The 16,139-nt window shown below is 70.1% G+C and carries 17 protein-coding genes and 2 pseudogenes; 5 read left to right on the top strand and 14 right to left on the bottom strand.

Annotation, left to right across the window (positions count from 1 at the left end; all coding sequences use genetic code 11):
- The first annotated feature begins 108 nt into the window (after positions 1–108).
- Positions 109–990: a U32 family peptidase gene (locus FG385_RS13135; protein ID WP_139096971.1), complete on the top strand. Its 882-nt coding sequence runs from the start codon at positions 109–111 to the stop codon at positions 988–990.
- Here the strand turns inward: FG385_RS13135 and FG385_RS13130 are convergent.
- From FG385_RS13130 to FG385_RS13115, 4 genes are read right to left on the bottom strand one after another with little or no spacing between them, the layout of a single operon-like run.
- The gene (locus FG385_RS13130) at positions 955–1,725 is read right to left on the bottom strand and encodes an IclR family transcriptional regulator (RefSeq protein WP_139096970.1); all 771 of its coding nucleotides are present in this window, start codon (positions 1,723–1,725) and stop codon (positions 955–957) included. The two genes, FG385_RS13135 and FG385_RS13130, sit on opposite strands and share 36 nt — an antisense overlap.
- Before the next feature lie 36 nt (positions 1,726–1,761).
- Positions 1,762–2,157 (bottom strand): L,D-transpeptidase, encoded by a 396-nt coding sequence (locus tag FG385_RS13125; protein WP_235022545.1) that lies wholly within the window; start codon positions 2,155–2,157, stop codon positions 1,762–1,764.
- Positions 2,158–2,195: 38 nt separating this feature from the next.
- Positions 2,196–3,671, bottom strand: coding sequence for an aldehyde dehydrogenase family protein (locus tag FG385_RS13120; protein WP_139096968.1), 1,476 nt, complete (start codon positions 3,669–3,671; stop codon positions 2,196–2,198).
- Entirely contained in the window at positions 3,616–4,791 is a 1,176-nt protein-coding gene (locus FG385_RS13115) for an MFS transporter (protein ID WP_235022544.1), read from the bottom strand. The genes FG385_RS13120 and FG385_RS13115 overlap by 56 nt, the downstream gene beginning before the upstream one ends.
- Positions 4,792–4,859: 68 nt before the next feature.
- On the opposite strand from FG385_RS13115, the gene FG385_RS13110 reads away from it, so the two are divergent.
- Positions 4,860–5,810, top strand: coding sequence for a DUF5937 family protein (locus FG385_RS13110; protein WP_139096967.1), 951 nt, complete (start codon positions 4,860–4,862; stop codon positions 5,808–5,810).
- Between the two features lie 28 nt (positions 5,811–5,838).
- The gene (locus FG385_RS13105; RefSeq protein WP_139096966.1) at positions 5,839–6,474 is read left to right on the top strand and encodes an MBL fold metallo-hydrolase; all 636 of its coding nucleotides are present in this window, start codon (positions 5,839–5,841) and stop codon (positions 6,472–6,474) included.
- Here the strand turns inward: FG385_RS13105 and FG385_RS13100 are convergent.
- From FG385_RS13100 to FG385_RS13080, 5 genes are all read right to left on the bottom strand, one after another.
- On the bottom strand, positions 6,396–7,142 hold the full coding sequence (locus FG385_RS13100) for a DUF2334 domain-containing protein (protein ID WP_200834432.1): 747 nt from the start codon (positions 7,140–7,142) through the stop codon (positions 6,396–6,398). The two genes, FG385_RS13105 and FG385_RS13100, sit on opposite strands and share 79 nt — an antisense overlap.
- 74 nt (positions 7,143–7,216) lie before the next feature.
- Positions 7,217–8,644, bottom strand: a complete 1,428-nt coding sequence (purB, locus tag FG385_RS13095; RefSeq protein WP_139096965.1) for an adenylosuccinate lyase — start codon at positions 8,642–8,644, stop codon at positions 7,217–7,219.
- 9 nt (positions 8,645–8,653) lie between these two features.
- Positions 8,654–9,229: a TetR/AcrR family transcriptional regulator gene (locus FG385_RS13090; protein WP_139096964.1), complete on the bottom strand. Its 576-nt coding sequence runs from the start codon at positions 9,227–9,229 to the stop codon at positions 8,654–8,656.
- Positions 9,226–9,891, bottom strand: a complete 666-nt coding sequence (locus FG385_RS13085) for a hypothetical protein (protein ID WP_139096963.1) — start codon at positions 9,889–9,891, stop codon at positions 9,226–9,228. Before FG385_RS13085 ends, FG385_RS13090 begins: the two co-directional genes overlap by 4 nt.
- Positions 9,884–10,393, bottom strand: a complete 510-nt coding sequence (locus tag FG385_RS13080; RefSeq protein ID WP_139096962.1) for a SigE family RNA polymerase sigma factor — start codon at positions 10,391–10,393, stop codon at positions 9,884–9,886. Before FG385_RS13080 ends, FG385_RS13085 begins: the two co-directional genes overlap by 8 nt.
- A gap of 97 nt (positions 10,394–10,490) precedes the next feature.
- Between FG385_RS13080 and FG385_RS13075 the strand changes: the two genes are divergently transcribed.
- Both FG385_RS13075 and FG385_RS13070 read left to right on the top strand, forming a co-directional pair.
- The gene (locus FG385_RS13075) at positions 10,491–11,525 is read left to right on the top strand and encodes a threonine aldolase family protein (RefSeq protein WP_139096961.1); all 1,035 of its coding nucleotides are present in this window, start codon (positions 10,491–10,493) and stop codon (positions 11,523–11,525) included.
- The gene (locus FG385_RS13070) at positions 11,522–12,121 is read left to right on the top strand and encodes an HAD-IA family hydrolase (protein ID WP_139096960.1); all 600 of its coding nucleotides are present in this window, start codon (positions 11,522–11,524) and stop codon (positions 12,119–12,121) included. Before FG385_RS13075 ends, FG385_RS13070 begins: the two co-directional genes overlap by 4 nt.
- Here FG385_RS13070 and FG385_RS13065 read toward each other — a convergent pair.
- The 5 genes and pseudogenes from FG385_RS13065 to FG385_RS13045 all read right to left on the bottom strand — a co-directional run bounded on the left by FG385_RS13065 (position 12,118) and on the right by FG385_RS13045 (position 16,125).
- Positions 12,118–12,303 (bottom strand): hypothetical protein, encoded by a 186-nt coding sequence (locus FG385_RS13065; RefSeq protein WP_139096959.1) that lies wholly within the window; start codon positions 12,301–12,303, stop codon positions 12,118–12,120. The two genes, FG385_RS13070 and FG385_RS13065, sit on opposite strands and share 4 nt — an antisense overlap.
- A gap of 115 nt (positions 12,304–12,418) precedes the next feature.
- Entirely contained in the window at positions 12,419–13,576 is a 1,158-nt protein-coding gene (locus FG385_RS13060) for a pyridoxal phosphate-dependent aminotransferase (RefSeq protein ID WP_139096958.1), read from the bottom strand.
- 18 nt (positions 13,577–13,594) lie between these two features.
- A pseudogene (locus tag FG385_RS13055) lies at positions 13,595–13,810 on the bottom strand (transglycosylase SLT domain-containing protein); the annotation flags it as partial.
- Between the two features lie 1,683 nt (positions 13,811–15,493).
- Positions 15,494–15,775 (bottom strand): annotated as a pseudogene (locus tag FG385_RS34840) (WXG100 family type VII secretion target); the annotation flags it as partial.
- Complete coding sequence (locus FG385_RS13045) at positions 15,772–16,125, bottom strand: hypothetical protein (RefSeq protein ID WP_139096957.1); 354 nt, start codon at positions 16,123–16,125, stop codon at positions 15,772–15,774. The gene FG385_RS13045 and the pseudogene FG385_RS34840, both read right to left, overlap by 4 nt.
- Between the last annotated feature and the right edge of the window lie 14 nt (positions 16,126–16,139).

Here is a 16,139-nt window from a genome sequence, read left to right as displayed (position 1 = left end):
GGCGGTACTTATAGAGAGTAGCCCACATCCTTGACCGCGCCGCCCGCTGTTCCTAGTCTCGTCTGTGATAGCGAATCGTGTCCGAAATATCGAACGGCGGTTGCGTCAGTGCACAGAACCCGTGACTTCCTGCGCTCGCTCGGCCTGCCCGGCGGGGACCTCGCCGAGCTGCCGTCCAGCACGAAGAGGTTCCCTGATGGCGCCCAGTACCGCGTCGAGATCCCGAGCGTCGAAGGGCCGGAGGCGCTGGAGGCCGTGTACAGCGAGGCCGACGCTCGCGGGATCACCGTCGACCGGGTGTCGCAGGGCAGCGGCGGGATGCTGCTGACCCAACGTGAGCTTGCCGACATCGTCGCCTTCGAGCGCGCCCGCGGCATCGAGGTGTGCCTGTTCTCGCGGCCGGTCGCGGCGTGGGACACCGGGGCGGCGTCGCTCACCGGCCCGGTCGCGGCACAGGCCCGTGGCACCGAGCAGCTTGTCCACGTGCTGGAGGACATCCGGCGCACCACGGAGGCCGGGATCCGCAGCGTGCTGGTCACCGACCTCGGCGTGCTGACCGTCGCGGCGCGGATGCGGGCTGAGGGCGAGTTGCCGGGGGACCTCAAGTTCAAGGTCAGTGTCCAGATGGGACTCGCGAACCCGGCGTCGATCCGGCTCGCCGAGCAGGCCGGCGCCACGACGTACAACGTGCCCACCGACCTGAGCCTCGCGCAGCTGGCCGCGATCCGGGCGGCGATCGACATCCCGCTCGACATCTACGTCGAGGCGCCCGACGATCTCGGCGGGTTCGTGCGGCATTTCGAGATCGCCGAGATCGTGCGCGTCGCCGCCCCGGTGTACCTGAAGTTCGGGCTGCGCAACGCCCCCAACATCTATCCGAGCGGCACGCACCTCACCCCGACCGCGGTCGCGCTGAGCCGCGAGCGGGTGCGGCGCGCGGAGATCGGGCTCGAACTACTCGACCGGTACTCCGCCAAGGCGGCGGGTTAGCCGCGCGGCGCCCTCGCGCACCAGCTTTTCCCAGCGCTGCCAGGCCTCTTCGGAATGCCGCGAGGTCGGGATCGAGATGCTCATGGCCGCCACCCAGTCGCCGCGCGCGTCGGCCACCGGCGCGGCGACGCACCCCGCGTCCGGATTGGACTCGCCGCGTTCGTGCGCGATGCCGGTGCGGCGCACCTCGTCGAGTTGAGCAAGCAGAGCGGGCCGCGAGGTGATACTGCTTTCCGTCAGCGCGGCCAGTTTCCGTCCCTTCAGGCGTGCGCCCAGCTCCTCCGGGGAGAGTCCGGCGAGCAGCACCTTGCCGACCGCGGTGCAGTGTGCGGGCAGCCGCCGACCGACCTCCGAGATCAGCCGCACCGAATGGACCGAATCTATTTTGGACACATAGACGACGTCGAGCCCGTCGAGCACCCCGACGTGCACGGTCTCTCCGCACTGCGCCGCGACGGACCGCGCGGCGGCGTCCGCTTCCTTCGCGAACTCCAGCCGCCGTTGGTACCGGGACCCCAGTTCCAGCAACACCGGCCCGAGCGAGTACGTCGTCTCCTCGCCCACCTCACGGTCCAGGTACCGGCGGGCGGCCAAGGTGGTCAGCAGTTCGTGCGCGGTGGACCGGGGCAGCCCCAGCCGCTCGACGATCTCGGCCGCGGACAGGCGAGCGTCCGGGCCGAGGAACAGTTCGAGCACGTCGGCCGCGCGCTGGACGGCCGGGACGAGGCGTGGCATGACGCCACGATACCCGGCCGTCCGAAATATCGGACGCTACGCGACCACCTGGACCTCGTCGCCAGGGTGGAGCTGATGGTAGAAGTTCACCGCGTCGCGATGGGACAGATGCACGCAGCCATGCGACATCTGCTTCAGGCTGCCCTCGTGGAAGGCCACGCCCGTGGTGGTGAAGAACACCGAGTAGGGCATCGGACCGTTGAATTCCTTGCTGTAGTGGTCGATGTCCTTGTACTTGACGTGGAAGATCCCCTTCGGCGTCGGGTACTTCGGCAGCCCCGGCGTCGCCGGCACCGGGCCGTTGCCCCGCAACCACGCCTTCCCGGTGCTCAGCTGTACACAGGCCTTCGCCTGCGGTTCACACGGCGTCGTCGAGGCCTGAGCCGCCGGTGCGGCGAGTCCGAGTGCGCCCAAAGCCGCTGCTCCCGCCATAATTCCGGTTATGGTTCGCAAGGTAGCCATACATCTGGTTACCCATTTTTGTGCCGTCCATACCTGAGCGTGACGAGCCTGGCGACGAGCTTGTCGGTCTTTTCGGTGCGGCTGAAGGTCGTCAGCTTGAGCGGCACGGCGAACCGCTGCCGAGCCACGGCTTTCGGCCTGGCGAACTCGCGAAGGCCTTCCGGGCCGTGGATCCGCCCGAAGCCCGAGTCGCCGACCCCGCCGAAGGGCAGCGAGCCGATCCCGGTGAACGAGAACGGGGCGTTGACCGAGGTCATCCCGGCTTTGAGCCGGGCGGCGATGGCGGCGCCGCGCCGCTTGGAGAACACTGTCGAGCCCAGGCCGTAGCGGGTGGCGTTGGCCTTTTCGACGGCCTCGTCCATGTCACGCACCTTCGCCACCGTCATCGTCGGGCCGAAGGTCTCCTCGAGGATGGCTTCGGAATCCTCCGGCACGTCGACCAGCACCGTCGGCTCCACGTACCGCTCGCCCACTTTGCCGCCGGTGAGGGCGCGCCCTCCGTGTGCGAGCGCGTCCGCGATATGGCGGCGGATGACCTCGAGCTGCGCGGGCATCGTGATCGGGCCGTACTCCGTGCCGGGCCGGACCTTCCCGGTCAGCTCCACGACCTTGTCGACGAAGCTGTCGTAGACGTTCTCGTGCACGTACACCCGCTCGACGCCGACGCAGGTCTGGCCGGAGTTGGAGAACGCTCCCCACACCGCGGCTTCCGCGGCGGCCGTCAGATCGGCATCGCTGTCCACGATGAGCGCGTCCTTGCCGCCGGCCTCGATCACGACGGGCGTGAGGGTCTCCGCCGCCGCGGCCATGATCTTCTTGCCGGTCGCGGTCGAGCCGGTGAACGCGATCTTGTCCACCCCCGCCGAAACCAGCGCCGCCCCGGTCGCGCCGAACCCGGTCACCAGCTGGAACACCGGCTGCTCGCCGACGACCTCGGCGAAGGAGTCGACGAGCCACTTGCCGACGCCCGGGGTGAACTCGCTGGGCTTGAAGACGACGGCGTTGCCCGCGGCGAGCGCGTAGGTGATCGAGCCCATCGGTGTGTAGACCGGGTAGTTCCACGGCCCGATCACGCCGATCACGCCCAGCGGCTGGTACTCGACCGAAGCCGTGTGGTTGCCGAGCAACAGCCCGGGCGAGCGGCGCCGGCGGCCGAGGATCTTCGGCGCGTGCCGGGCGGCCCAGGCGATGTGCTCGATCGCGAGGATCGCCTCCAGCTGCGCGTCCCCGTGGGGCTTGCCGTTCTCGGCCTGAACGACCGCGCACAGCTCGTCCAGGTGCCGGGTCACGTGCGCGGCCCAGCGCAGCAGGCGGGCGCGCCGGCCGTCGAACCCGAGCGAGGCCCACCAGCCGGCGGCCACGCGCGCGAGTTCGACGGTTTCGTGGACCTGCTCGGCGGTGTGCACCGGATAGGTCCCGACGACCTCGTCAGTGGCGGGGTTCAGCGAATCGAAGGTGTCCTGCCCGACTTCCACGGCGGTCATACCGGCCCTCCATACTGGTGAGTAACACCAGCATGGCACAAGCGACCGCGGAGCTCACCACCGCGAGCGCGGGTGCGAGCCACAGGGGCAGCACGCCGATGGACAGCGACCCGAGCGCGAACCCGGTCCCCTGCACCGCGAACGACAGCGAGAACCCCTCCGCGCGGCGGCCTTCGGGCAGCAGCCGCTGCAACTGGACCGACGCGAGGGTGACGAGCGGGCCGGTGCACGCGCCGATGGCGGCGGCGCCGGTCAGCAGCCCCGCCCAGCCGAGATCCGCCGCGACGACCGAACCACCCGCGATGAACCCGGTGAGCAGCAGGCAAGCCTGCCGCCTCGGTGCGAAGGAGGGCGCCCGCCACGCGTAGATGGCGCTGCCGAGGATGCTCGAGCCGCTCAGTACGGCGATCACCAAGCCCGCCAGCCCCGGCCCGGCGCCGAGCCGCTGGACGAGGGGCAGTGGCGCGACCTCGATCGTCGAGAGCAGGTGGCCGATCGCGAACTGGCAGGCAAGCCACGGCGCGGCCCGCATGATGGGCAGTTTTTCCTTACGTGGCAAGCGGAATTCGGCCTGCGTGCGCGGTACCAGCGCCGCCGAGGCGAGGTAGGCGAGCGCCATCGCGGCCAGCGGCAGCACCGGGCTGGCGAGGCCGCACAGCGAGACGAGCAGCGGCCCGGCGATCAGCACGCCTTCGAGCAGCATCGCGTCCACCGCGACCGCGCGGGCCAGGCGCTCGGCGGGGATCGTGCCGGGGAGCAGGCTGCGGAAGCCGCCGGAGAGCCCGCCGGCGATCGAACCGGGCACCGCGACCAGGACCAGGAGCACCGGACCGGGCAGCCGCATGACGGCCATCGACGTCAGTGCCCCGAACATCAGCGCGGCGCACGTGAGGATCACCAGCAGCCCGCGAGCCGGGCCGATCCGGTCGAGCAGCCTTCCCGCCGGGACCGCGCCCAGCAGTTCCGCGGCCACGAACAACGCCATCATCACGCCGCCGAGCCGGTAGGAACCGGTGACCGCGGTCGCGAGCAGGGTGAAGGCCAGCGGCGCCATCGTCGCGGGCAGCCGCGCCAGCTGCACCCCGGCCGACCAGCGCCAATACGTCCTCGGCAGAGTCATGCGACCAGCCTCGCGCGCGGCCGATGTGCGGCATACTGATTCGGATATAGCCGAAACATGGAATGCCGATGATCGAACTCGAACTGACCTCGCGCGGCGCGCAACGCGTCCGGTTCGGCATCTCGCCGCTCGAAGAGGCGATGGGCGCGATGCAGGTCATCCTCGGCCGGCGGCGGCATCCGGCGTACCTGCCCTGGCTAACCACGGCACGAGCGCGTGCGGGCGAACTGCCGATCGACGGGCTGCGGCGGGTGCTGTCCGGGCGGCACTACATCACGGACTTCCTCAGCCCGCCGCCCGAAGCCCCGGAGACCACGGCCGAATGGCAGCTCGCCCGTATCCGGCGCACCCCGCCCGAACAGGTCGCCGCGGAGCTGGCCATGGTGGACGCCGACCTCGGCGACCTCGCCGACGATCCGGTACGGGCACGCGACCGCCTCGCGGACGAAATGGCGATCGTGTGGACCGAGCTTGTTGAAGGACAGTGGCCGCGGTTGCGAGCGGTGCTCACCGAAGACATCGCCTACCGCTCGCGGCGGCTCGCCGAGGGCGGGATCCGGTTGGTGCTGGCGGATCTGAATCCCCGCGTCCGCCTCACCGGGGACCAGGTGCTCATCGACATCCGAAGCCGCTCCCGGCTGCGGCTCGACCGGCGCGGATTGCTGCTGCTCCCGGGTGCCTTCGCCTGGCCGGGCGTCGGCGTGATGGCGGTGCCGCCCTGGCAGCCGTCACTGCTCTACCCGGCGCGCGGCATCGCGCGGGTGTGGTCGCCCGCGCGCGAGCCGGACAGGCGACTGGCCGCCGTCCTCGGCCGGACGAAGGCCGCGCTGCTGGCGTCGCTCGACGAGCCCGCGTGCACCGCCGCGCTGGCCGCCCGGCTCGGCCTCGCGCCCGGCACGGTTTCGGCGCACCTGACCGCCTTGCGGGATGCGGGAATTCTCACCTCGAGCCGGAACGGGCACGAGGTGCGATACCGGCGAAGTGATCTTGGCGAGGGCCTGCTCGTGGGAATAGGGTGAAGCCGCAAATACGCGGAGGAGCGAACAGATGCGAATTGTCCACTTTGGACACGCCTGTGTCCTGCTGGAGACCGACGGCGCGCGGATCCTGCTCGACCCCGGTGCGTTTTCCGAGGGTTTCGAGGCCGAGCGTGAGTTGTCCGCGGTGTTCATCACCCACCAGCACTTCGACCATATCGACACGAACAAGCTGCCGGCGCTGCTCGAAGCGAACCCCGGCGCCAAGCTGATCATCGACCCCGGCACCGAGGAGACCGTCGCCAAGCTCGGTGTCGAGTTCGAGATCGCGCGCCCCGGCGACTCGTTCGACATCGCGGGCACGGCGGTGAACGCGGTCGGCGGCGAGCACGCCGTGATCCACGCGGACATCCCGGTCATCCCGAATGTCGGCTTCATCTTCGAGCACGGCGCCTTCTACCACCCCGGCGACTCGTTCCATGTGCCCGAGCAGCAGATCGACGTGCTCGGGCTGCCGACCGGCGCGCCATGGCTCAAGGCGGGCGAAGCCGTCGATTTCCTGCGCGCGGTCGGGCCGCGGGCGGCCGTGCCGATCCACGAGGCGGTGCTCGCGAACCCGGCGATGCACTACGGGTTGTTCACCAACCTCGCACCGGAGGGCACCGAGGTCCGGGTCGTGCCGCGGGGCGAGGCCGTCAAGCTCTGATAAGTGGTCCCGAAGGCCCGGTTCTCCAGGGCGACGTCGACCGCGTCGAACAGCGCCTGCCGGAGACCGGGCCGGGTGAGATCCATGGCGTCGATACCGAGCCGGACCAGGCCGCCGCGCCGGGCCGCGCGCGCGGACGCGAGCACCAGCGCGAAACAGCGCACGGTTTCGGTCCGCTGGTTGTGGTTCGCGAAGTCCTGCACGCGGGCCCGGTGCACGGCTCCGGTCTCCAGGTCGTGGATCGCACCGACGTCCGCGCACAACCGGAAACCCTGACCGCGCAAGGCTTCCAGCGTGCCGCGGGAGGCCAGCCAGCGCGGTGGCGCGAACCCGTCGGCGGTCAGCCCGGCCCGGTCGAACGCGGCCTGCGCGGCGATCAGCCGCAACCTCGCCTCGTGCGCGGGCAGCGCGGCGAACTCCGCCTTGCGGCCCAGATGCGGTCGATGCGCGGGCGCGATCCGGTGGTCGTACCCGTGCAGCAGCAGGCCGTCGCCGCGACGGACGCGGGTGCGCACCCATTCGGTCACCGCGGGCGTGCCCGCCAGTTGCGGGGCGAACAGCAGGGACAGCGGCACTTTCCGCCGGTCGAGCTCCGCCGCGAGTTCGGCACAGCGATGCAGTGTCCGGGGGCCGATGCCGGACAGTGAGACCAGCAGACGGGCGTCCATGCCGCCATTAGCGCAGGCGAAGATGGCTTTGCGCTTACCTGCGAATTACACCGCGCCACCTGAGCGCGGAATTCCTACAGAATCGGCGCCGGCACGTAGTTCGTGGCTTCCGGGAACCGCGTGAGCAGGCTCTCGACCTGCTTCGCGACCACCGCGACCTGCGCGGGCGCCACCCCGGTGAACGACAGCCTGTCCGCGAGCAGCCTTTCGAGGTCCTCGCGGGTCAGCGGCAGCCGTTCGTCGGCCGCGAGCCGGTCCAGGAGATCGTTCTGGCTCAGCCCCTTCTCGCGCATCGCGAGCGCGACGGCGACCGCGTGCTCCTTGATCGCCTCGTGTGCCGTCTCGCGACCGACCCCGGCCCGCACGGCGGCCATCAGCACCTTCGTGGTCGCGAGGAAGGGCAGGTACCGGTCCAGCTCGCGCGCGACCACGGCCGGGAAGGCGCCGAACTCGTCCAGCACCGTCAGGAACGTCTCCAGCAGGCCGTCGAGCGCGAAGAACGCGTCCGGCAGGGCGACCCGGCGGACCACCGAGTCCGACACGTCGCCCTCGTTCCACTGGTCACCGGCCAGCTCACCGATCATCGACAGGTAGCCGCGCAGCACGACGGCGAGCCCGTTGACCCGCTCGCACGAGCGCGTGTTCATCTTGTGCGGCATCGCGGACGAGCCGACCTGACCGGGTTTGAAGCCCTCGGTCACCAGTTCGTGCCCGGCCATCAGCCGGATCGTCTTGGCGAGGCTCGACGGCGCGGCGGCCAGCTGCACGAGCGAGGACAGCACGTCGAAGTCCAGCGAGCGGGGGTACACCTGGCCCACGCTGGTGAACGTCCGGGAAAACCCGAGGTGCTCCGCGATCCGGCGCTCCAGAAGGTCCAAAGTGGACTCGCTGCCCAGCAGATCCAGCATGTCCTGCGCCGTGCCGACCGGGCCCTTGATCCCGCGCAGCGGGTACCGCCCGATCAGGTCCTCGAGCCGCTCGAACGCCACCAGCAGCTCGTCGGTCGCGGTGGCGAACCGTTTGCCCAGGGTGGTGGCCTGCGCCGCGACGTTGTGCGAACGCCCGGCCATCACCAGATCCGCGTGCTCGACGGCGAGCGCGGCCAGCTTCGCCAGCACCGCCGCGACCCGGCCCCGGAGCAGTTCGAGCGAGCGGCGGATCTGCAGCTGCTCGACGTTCTCGGTGAGATCGCGCGAGGTCATGCCCTTGTGCACGTGCTCGTGCCCGGCCAGCGCGTTGAACTCCTCGATGCGGGCTTTCACGTCGTGCCGGGTGACCCGCTCGCGCTCCGCGATCGAGGCCAGATCGACCTGCTCCAGCACGCGCTCGTAGTCCTCGACCACCCCGTCCGGCACCTCGACACCCAGCTCCCGCTGGGCCGTGAGCACCGCGAGCCACAGTTCGCGCTCCAGCGTCACCTTCCGCTCCGGCGACCACAGCGTGACCAGTTCGGCCGAGGCGTAACGGGCGGCGAGAACGTTCGGGATGCGCGGTTTGGTCACGTGACAAGACTACGTGAGGGCGTCGCGCAGCATGGCGTGTGCGGCCGCGCGCGGATCGGGATCCGCCTCGATCAGCGCGTTGACCACGGCGCCGTCGACGAGCGCGACGAGCTGGTGGACGCGCTCGTCGTCGATGGGCTTGCCGGACCGGGCGAAGATCTCCTTGAGCAGCACGTGGAACTCGTCCTGCAGAGCGCGGACCACCGGCCGCAGGTACGGCCGGCGGCCCGTGGTGACCAGCCGTTCGTACCGCGCCAGCACCGCGTCGAACGTGCTGTCCTCGCCCAGCAACTGGTCGAGCGCCAGCTCGATGACGGTGTCCATCGCGCGCGGTTCGGTGCTGATCTTGGCCAGCTGCTCGCGGCCGCGAGCTAGCTCGTACCGGCCGCTGTGATCGACGGCGGCGGTGACGAGGTCTTCGAGAGTGTCGAAGTAGTAGGTCGTCGACGCGAGCGGCAGGCCCGCTCGCTCGGCCACCGCGCGGTGCCGGATCGCGTCGAAACCACCCTCGACGAGCAGTTCGGCGGCGGCCTCCACGAGGGCGGCGCGCCGGCGCTCGCCCTTCGGCGTGCTGGCGGCGGTCACCCCGCGAGTTTATGAGCGAGAGCTGCGGCGATGCCGGCAAGGTCGGCCTGCAGCGGCGGCGCGCTGCTCGCGTCCGGGAAGCTCAGCACCAGCACCGTGCCGCCGCTCGCCGTGTGCTGCAGGGCCGAGATCGTGTTGGCGGGCTCCCCGACGGCTACTCCGGCGGGGAAGAATGTCACTGAAATGACTCCGCCGCGGTCGCCGTCCGTGACGTGGAACCCCGCCGATCGGGTGGCCGTCGGACAGAAGCGGCCGGGCAGCGGTCCGGTCGTACCGGTCGCCGGGAGCTCGCCAGCGAGGGCAGTGGCGAGCTCCCGGTCGACCTTTTCGCACCCGGTTGGGGTGCCTTCGGCCCGGGGGCCGTCCTGCCCGTTCCCGCCGCTTCCCTGCAAGGGCGAAGGGCCGGGCAAGGTCTGAGAAGGACGCGCGAGCGCGTTCGCCGGTTGCGCCGACTGCGACCCCGTAGATCGAAAATAGGTCAATCCGGCGATCCCGGCAGCGGACAGCACGACGACCAGGCACACCACGGACAGCAGCACCGCCGACCGCCGCCGGGCGGCCGCCCGCGCCGACGCGGCCGTCACGTCGCCGAGGTCGAACGTGGGCTGAGGCGGATCGCCGGGCGCGGCCCGGAACAGCGTCTCGAGGTCCTTCTCATCCATGCGTCTCCACCTCCTCGCCGAGTGCCGCCCGCAGATGCGCGAGCCCGCGTGCCGTCTGGCTCTTCACGTTTCCTTCGCTGCAGCCGAGTACGTTCGCGACGCCGGCGACGTCGAGGCCCTCGAAGTACCGCAGCACCAGCACCGCCCGCTGCTTCCGCGGCACCCGTTCGAGCCCGGCCAGCAGGTCCGCCCGCAGCGCCACCTGATCGTCGAGCCGTTCGGCGACCGGCTCCGGTTCGGGCAGCCGCTCGACCTGCTGCTCTCGCCGCCATGGCCGGCGGGACTCGTCGATCGACGCCCGGACGAGCGTCTTCCGCAGGTACGCGTCGGTCGCGCCGCGCTCGCGGATGCGGTTCCACCTGCGATGCAGCGCGACGAACGCGGTCTGCGCGAGATCGTCCGCACGATGCCAGTCGCCACAGAGCAGGTACGCGGTTCGGCGCACGCAGTCCCGCCTGGCGGCGAAGTACTCCGCGAACTCCTGCTCGTCGTGCTCGTTCACCGGCCTCCCGGGCGTCTCACTGGACTAGACGGACGCACTGCCCGCTGCGGTTGCATGCGGGTTGTAGGTCAACTAATGCGTGTGATGTGATCTAACCGTGACCTCACCTGACACCAAGTCGCTCGATTTCCGCTCGGACACTGTCACCCAGCCGGACGAAGCGATGCGGAGAGCTATGGCCTCCGCCGAGGTGGGGGATAACGTCCTCGACCGCGATCCGACCATGAAAAGGCTGGAAGAGCGGGCCGCCGCGGTGCTCGGCATGCCGGCCGCGCTGTGGACGCCGAGCGGGACGATGGCCAATCTCATCGCCCTCAGCGTGCACCTCCAGCGCGGTGATCGCTTCGTCGCCCCGAAGGGCGCGCACGTGCTGGTCAACGAACTCGGTTCCGCGGCGTGGCTCGCCGGTGGCATGCCGGACCCGCTCGAGCACGACGCCGGGCCAGGCCGGCCGACCCCGGAGACGCTCGCCGCCGCGATCGGCGCGCGCGGCGGGCCGTACTACACGCTCCGCACCACGTTGCTGTGCTTGGAGAACACCCATAACGCCTCCGGTGGTTCGGTCATCCCGCCGCACGAACACGCGCAGTTGCTCTCCACCGCGCGCCAGGCCGGGTTGCGCGTGCACCTCGACGGCGCCCGGATCTGGCATGCGGCGGCGGCGCTCGGCCTGCCGCCCGCGGCGCTCACCGTCGGTGTCGACACCGTGTCCGCGTGTTTCTCGAAGGGGCTCGGTGCGCCGGTCGGATCGGTCGTCGCCGGAAGCGCGAGCTTCGTCGAACGCGCGCGCCGCATGCGGCAGATGCTCGGCGGCGGGGTGCGGCAGGGCGGAGTGCTCGCCGCGGCCGCGCTGATCGCCCTGGACCGCATCGGTGATCTGGAAGAAGACCACGAAAAGGCGCGCAAGCTGTCCGGCGGGCTGGCCGAACTCGGGTGGGAGGTGAACAGTCCCGAGACCAATATCGTGCTCGCCCGGGTCGCGGACCTTTCGGTCACTCTCGAATCGCTCGGTGCACTTGGCATCCACGCGTCGACACTCGGTGGACGGGTACGGTTCGTGACGCACCGCGACCTGTCGATGGCGGACGTCGAGGAGGCGTTGCGCCGGATCAAGGCTGGGGGGCATCCGTGAGAACTGGCAGGGGGCGGGGACAACACTGGGTTGTCTTCGACTATGGCGAAGTCATCTGTGGCAGAACGGAGGCGATTCCCGCGCTGGCGTCCGCGCTGGGTGTCGGGGTCGCCGAGTTCGAGCCGCATTACTGGTCGTTGCGCGACCGGTACGACCGCGGAGCCACGGATCTCGAGTACTGGGGCGCCGTCGGCGAGGCGCTCGGCGTCCCGGTCGATGAGTCCATTTCGGACACTTTGACGCGGATCGACATCGAGGGCTGGTCCCGCCTCGAACCCGCCTCCGTCGAACTGGTCTCCGCACTCGCGGAGGCCGGCGCGGCGCTGGCCCTGCTGTCGAATGCGCCTGCCTCGTTCGCGAGATACGCCGAAAAGCAGGATTGGGCGCGGAATTTCCGGGTCCGGCTGTTCTCCGGCGACGTCGGAGTGGCCAAGCCGGACGCGAAGATCTTCGAACTGCTGCTCGCCCGCCTGGACGCCCAGGCGGGCGAATGCCTCTTCTTCGACGACCGTCAGTCCAATGTGGACGGCGCGCGCGCCGCAGGGCTGCGGGCGCACCGGTGGTCCGGCGTCGACGCGGCGCGGTCGGTGCTCTAGCGGCGGAGGCGCTTGGGCTCGCTGCGGTTCTTGATCGCGCCGTACGCCGCGGTGCCGAGGAACACGGCGCCACCGATGATGGCGATCCACAGCACGGCCTTGAGCAGGAAGCCGACCACGGATCCGATCACCATGAACGCCACCCAGGCGAGGATCAGTGCCCCGACGATCTTCCAGAACATGGCATCCCTCCGTTACCTCCGCGAGCCGTCCGGCCCGCTACGAGCCAGGCTGCCAGGTTTCGGGCGGCGAAGCTCGCTATCTCGGCAACGTTCAGGGGAAAGCCGGGGTTCCCCCTTACTCCAGCCACGCACCCAGCCGCCGCACCCCTTCGGTGAGTTCCTCGCCGGCCCCGGCGAACGAGAACCGTACGTATTCGCCCCCGTGCACAGGGTCGAAGTCGATACCCGGCGTGATGGCCACACCCGTGTCGGCGAGCAGGCGCTGGCACCAGCTGAGGCTTTCGGTGGTGTGCTTCGAGACATCGACGTACGCGTAGAAGGCCCCGTCGACCGGCGCGACCCGGTCCAGCCCGATCTCACGCAGCCCGTCGAGCAGCAGATCCCGGTTCGCGCGGTAGTGCTCGACATGCCCGTCGAGTTCGGCGTACGACTCGGGCTCGAACGCGGCCACCGCGGCGTGCTGGGCGAGCGCGGGCGCGCAGATGTTGAGGTTGCCGGTCAGCACGTCCACCGCGCGGTGCAGCCGGCGCGGCACCAGCATCCAGCCCAGCCGCCAGCCGGTCATCGCGAAGTACTTGGAGAACGAGCCGAGCACGATCGACTCGCGCCCGGTCTGCCAGGCGCAGGCGAGTTCGATGTCGTAGGAGATGCCGTGGTAGATCTCGTCGCTGATCAGCTGCACACCCCGCGCCGAGCACCAGCCGTCGATCGCGGCCAGTTCGGCGGGCGGCAGCGCGGTCCCAGCGGGGTTGGTCGGGCTGGCCACGACGAGTCCCGAGATCGGGCCAAGCCCCTCGAGCAGTGCCACGGTCGGCTGGAAGCGCGTCGACTCGTCGGTCTGGAACTCGACGACCTCACACCCCAGGGCGGACAGGAGGTTCCGGTACGCCGGATAGCCCGGCCGCGCCATCGCGACGCGGTCGCCCGCGTCGAACGCGGCGAGGAACGACAGCATGAACCCACCGGACGAACCGGTGGTGACGATGACGTCCTCCGGGCTGACCTCGAGCCCGTACCGGTGGTCGTAGTGGCCCGCGATCGCCTCGCGCAGTTCCGGGATGCCCAGCTGGACGGTGTAGCCGAGGTTCTGCTCGCGCAGCGCGCGCTCGGCGGCGGCCAGCACGGGCCGGGGCGCGCCCGCGGTCGGCTGACCGGCCGCCAGCGAGATCACGTCACCGTGGGTGCGCTGCCGCGCCTGCGCCGCGGAGAGCACGTCCATGACGTGGAACGGCGCGACACTCGAACGTCGGGAGGGACCAGGGAAGTCGACCATGACTTGAGATTAGAGGCGCTAGTAACCGACGTAGCCGCCACCATGGGCCATCGACGCCAGCCCGGGGGTGTTCGCGATGCTGCCGTACCGGCCGATCGTGTACCGCACCCCGGCGATGATGTTGTCCACCGGGTTGTAGATGTCGTCGTGCCCGGGCAGCTTGTTCGAGTTGAACGTCGAATCGATGCACTGCATGAGGCCCTTGGACGGATGCCCAGCGGCGGCGTTGGAATTCCCGGTGAGGAAGACGTGCTCGTCCTCCCTAGCCGTCCACGTACCGAGCTCGGTCGTCACGCACCAGACGTCGGCACGGCCCGCGTTCTCCCTGGTCAGGAAAGCGCCAGTGACGACCGGGGTGTTGGGCCGCACGGATGCCTCCGGCAGCCAGCTCGCCGGCCGGTGCGACCGCACGGAACGCAGCACGCGCGGGCGGTGGCCGGACAGGTAGACCGCGATCGTGATCGCATCGAGGATCGTGCCCGGCGCCTGGTAGATCGCGGTCAGCGACTTCGCGCGGGTGCCTTCGGCGTCGACGATCGCCTCCAGCCAGGCGGCGCGCTGCTCGGTCGACATCGCGAGGACCTGGGCCACCGCGTCCGACTTCGGGTGCCCAGCCCGCATGAGCAGATCCTGTGCATAGTCGTGATCGAGCCGGAACTGATGGCGGGGTCCGCAGCCGCCTCGGTTGTCGACGTAGACCGCATGGGGCACGCCGTCGAGCAGCCGCCGTAGCTTCTGCACCATCGGTGGCTTGGACTGCGCGATGGACATGGTGGGCCGGTGCCTGCGATTCTCCACATGTCCGTCGCCGGCGATCCAGCCGAGGATCGCCGCTTCGACCACCGAGATGTCGAGCCCGGCGGGCGTGTCCGCAGGCGCGGATAGCACCAGACGGTCGCGGCTGCGCACATCCCGCGTTTCGACGAACGACGCCTCGGTCGCGTACTCGTTCCGCTGCTTCGGCGGAACGACGCCGTGGATCTTGCCGCGATGCACCGCCACACCGTTGCCACTGCTCGGGCCCCAACCGCATTCGGGGCATTCAGCGGGCAGATCGGTTCGCGTGAGATGTGTCCGCGGCAGGTTGAGCCACCTGTGATTCGGCGTCGTCGTCGCGTACCAGCGCGAATTGCCTAGCCTGACCAGCGGCGCGTCCGCGTGGTGGACGATGCGGGTCACGCGGGTCCATTCGCTGCGGCCGGTCGCCGCGTTGAAACCGATCGTCCTGTCCCCGACCGCCACTTCGTCGTGCTTGAGCCAGCCCCGCTGGGTGAGAATTGCCGTGCCCAGCGGCACGCAGTCCCAGAGGTTGATCGCGTGTGGGTTACCGCCGGACTCGTGCTGGATGATCGCCCAGATGTTCTTGATGTCCGCATCGGTGACGTTCACGCCCGCGGCCTGCAGCTCCTTGATCGCCTCTTCGATCCACTGCTGCACGTTGCCGGGCGGGTTGCCCACGGGAGGGCCGCCGCTCGGGCCGAGACCGCCGCCACCGCCGCCACCGCCGCCGGAGTACCCGTGCGAACCGCCGTGCAGGCCGCCGGTGCTCTTCATCGACTGCGGTCGGGTGCCCAGCGGCGGCACTGACGAGTACCCGCCCTCCACGTCCTGCTTCACCAGGCCCATCACCCGCTGGATCTCCTGGTTGGCCCCGTCGAGCTTGCCGCCGATCTGGGTCTGCGCGTCGTTCGCGATCCCGGTGGTGACCTTGAGATTCGCCGCGATGATCTGGTCCGGCGTCTGGGCCGGCATCGTCGCGCCCTGCTTGTGGTTGTTCACCGCGTCGATCTGCGCCTGCGCCGCGTCGGCGTCCGACTGGGCCTGCTTGTTGAGCCCGTCGATCTTGCCGTGCGCGTCGTCGCGGAGCTGCTGGACCTCCTTCTGGGTGCGATCGAGGAAGCCCTGCAGGTTGGTCAGCTCGTTCGAGACCTCGTCGAGGTGGTCGTTGACCCGCTGGCCCGCGTCGCCGATCTGCTTGACGTAGTTGAAGAACGAGTCGGCGGCCGCACCGGACCAGGTGCCGCCGCCGAGTGCCGCGGTCGCGTTGCGCAGCGCGACCGTGTGGTCGGCCGAGTCCTTCGAGGCCTGCCGGAACTGGTCGGCGACGCCCTGGATGGCGGCCGGGCGCACGTTCTCGACCTGCTGGGTCTTCGTCTCGACGTCGTTCCAGTTCGGCGGGAACTCGGCTTTCGCGCTCATTGGTCGAGGCTTCCGTCCTTGACGGTGACGCTGTCCCTGGCCGCGTCGTCGGTGCCGCGCAGGGCGCGCGCGGCGTCACGCAGGGCGCCGCCGGTGGACTTCATCAGCTCGGCCGCCGCGTCGAACTGGCCGTGCATGCGGTCCCGGTAGGACTGCAGCGCGCTGACCGCGTGCTCGGAGGGGTGCTCGCCGGGGACGTGGTCGGGGTGCCTGATATCGCCGAACGGATTCGGCCCCGCGACCCCGATCATCTTCTGTTTCGAGTCCTTGAAGCGGTCGTGCAGATCCTCGACCTTGCCGGCCACGTGCTCCAGCGAGTCCGGATCGCTCTGCTGCGACACGATCGTCATCCCCCTTCGCGCAA

It is taken from the genome of Amycolatopsis alkalitolerans (assembly GCF_006152065.1).
In the GTDB taxonomy this organism is placed as follows: Bacteria; Actinomycetota; Actinomycetes; order Mycobacteriales; family Pseudonocardiaceae; genus Amycolatopsis_E; species Amycolatopsis_E alkalitolerans.
This window is presented reverse-complemented; position numbering and strand designations above follow the sequence as displayed.

Excerpts from the sequence above, each read along its gene's own strand:
- FG385_RS13130 (WP_139096970.1), bottom strand. The coding sequence starts at position 1,725 with ATGCCACGCCTCGTCCCGGCCGTCCAGCGCGCGGCCGACGTGCTCGAA.
- FG385_RS13125 (WP_235022545.1), bottom strand. The coding sequence starts at position 2,157 with ATGGCGGGAGCAGCGGCTTTGGGCGCACTCGGACTCGCCGCACCGGCG.
- FG385_RS13120 (WP_139096968.1), bottom strand. The coding sequence starts at position 3,671 with ATGACCGCCGTGGAAGTCGGGCAGGACACCTTCGATTCGCTGAACCCC.
- FG385_RS13115 (WP_235022544.1), bottom strand. The coding sequence starts at position 4,791 with ATGACTCTGCCGAGGACGTATTGGCGCTGGTCGGCCGGGGTGCAGCTG.
- FG385_RS13110 (WP_139096967.1), top strand. The coding sequence starts at position 4,860 with ATGATCGAACTCGAACTGACCTCGCGCGGCGCGCAACGCGTCCGGTTC.
- FG385_RS13105 (WP_139096966.1), top strand. The coding sequence starts at position 5,839 with ATGCGAATTGTCCACTTTGGACACGCCTGTGTCCTGCTGGAGACCGAC.
- FG385_RS13100 (WP_200834432.1), bottom strand. The coding sequence starts at position 7,142 with ATGGACGCCCGTCTGCTGGTCTCACTGTCCGGCATCGGCCCCCGGACA.
- FG385_RS13085 (WP_139096963.1), bottom strand. The coding sequence starts at position 9,891 with ATGGATGAGAAGGACCTCGAGACGCTGTTCCGGGCCGCGCCCGGCGAT.
- FG385_RS13065 (WP_139096959.1), bottom strand. The coding sequence starts at position 12,303 with ATGTTCTGGAAGATCGTCGGGGCACTGATCCTCGCCTGGGTGGCGTTC.
- FG385_RS13060 (WP_139096958.1), bottom strand. The coding sequence starts at position 13,576 with ATGGTCGACTTCCCTGGTCCCTCCCGACGTTCGAGTGTCGCGCCGTTC.
- FG385_RS13045 (WP_139096957.1), bottom strand. The coding sequence starts at position 16,125 with ATGACGATCGTGTCGCAGCAGAGCGATCCGGACTCGCTGGAGCACGTG.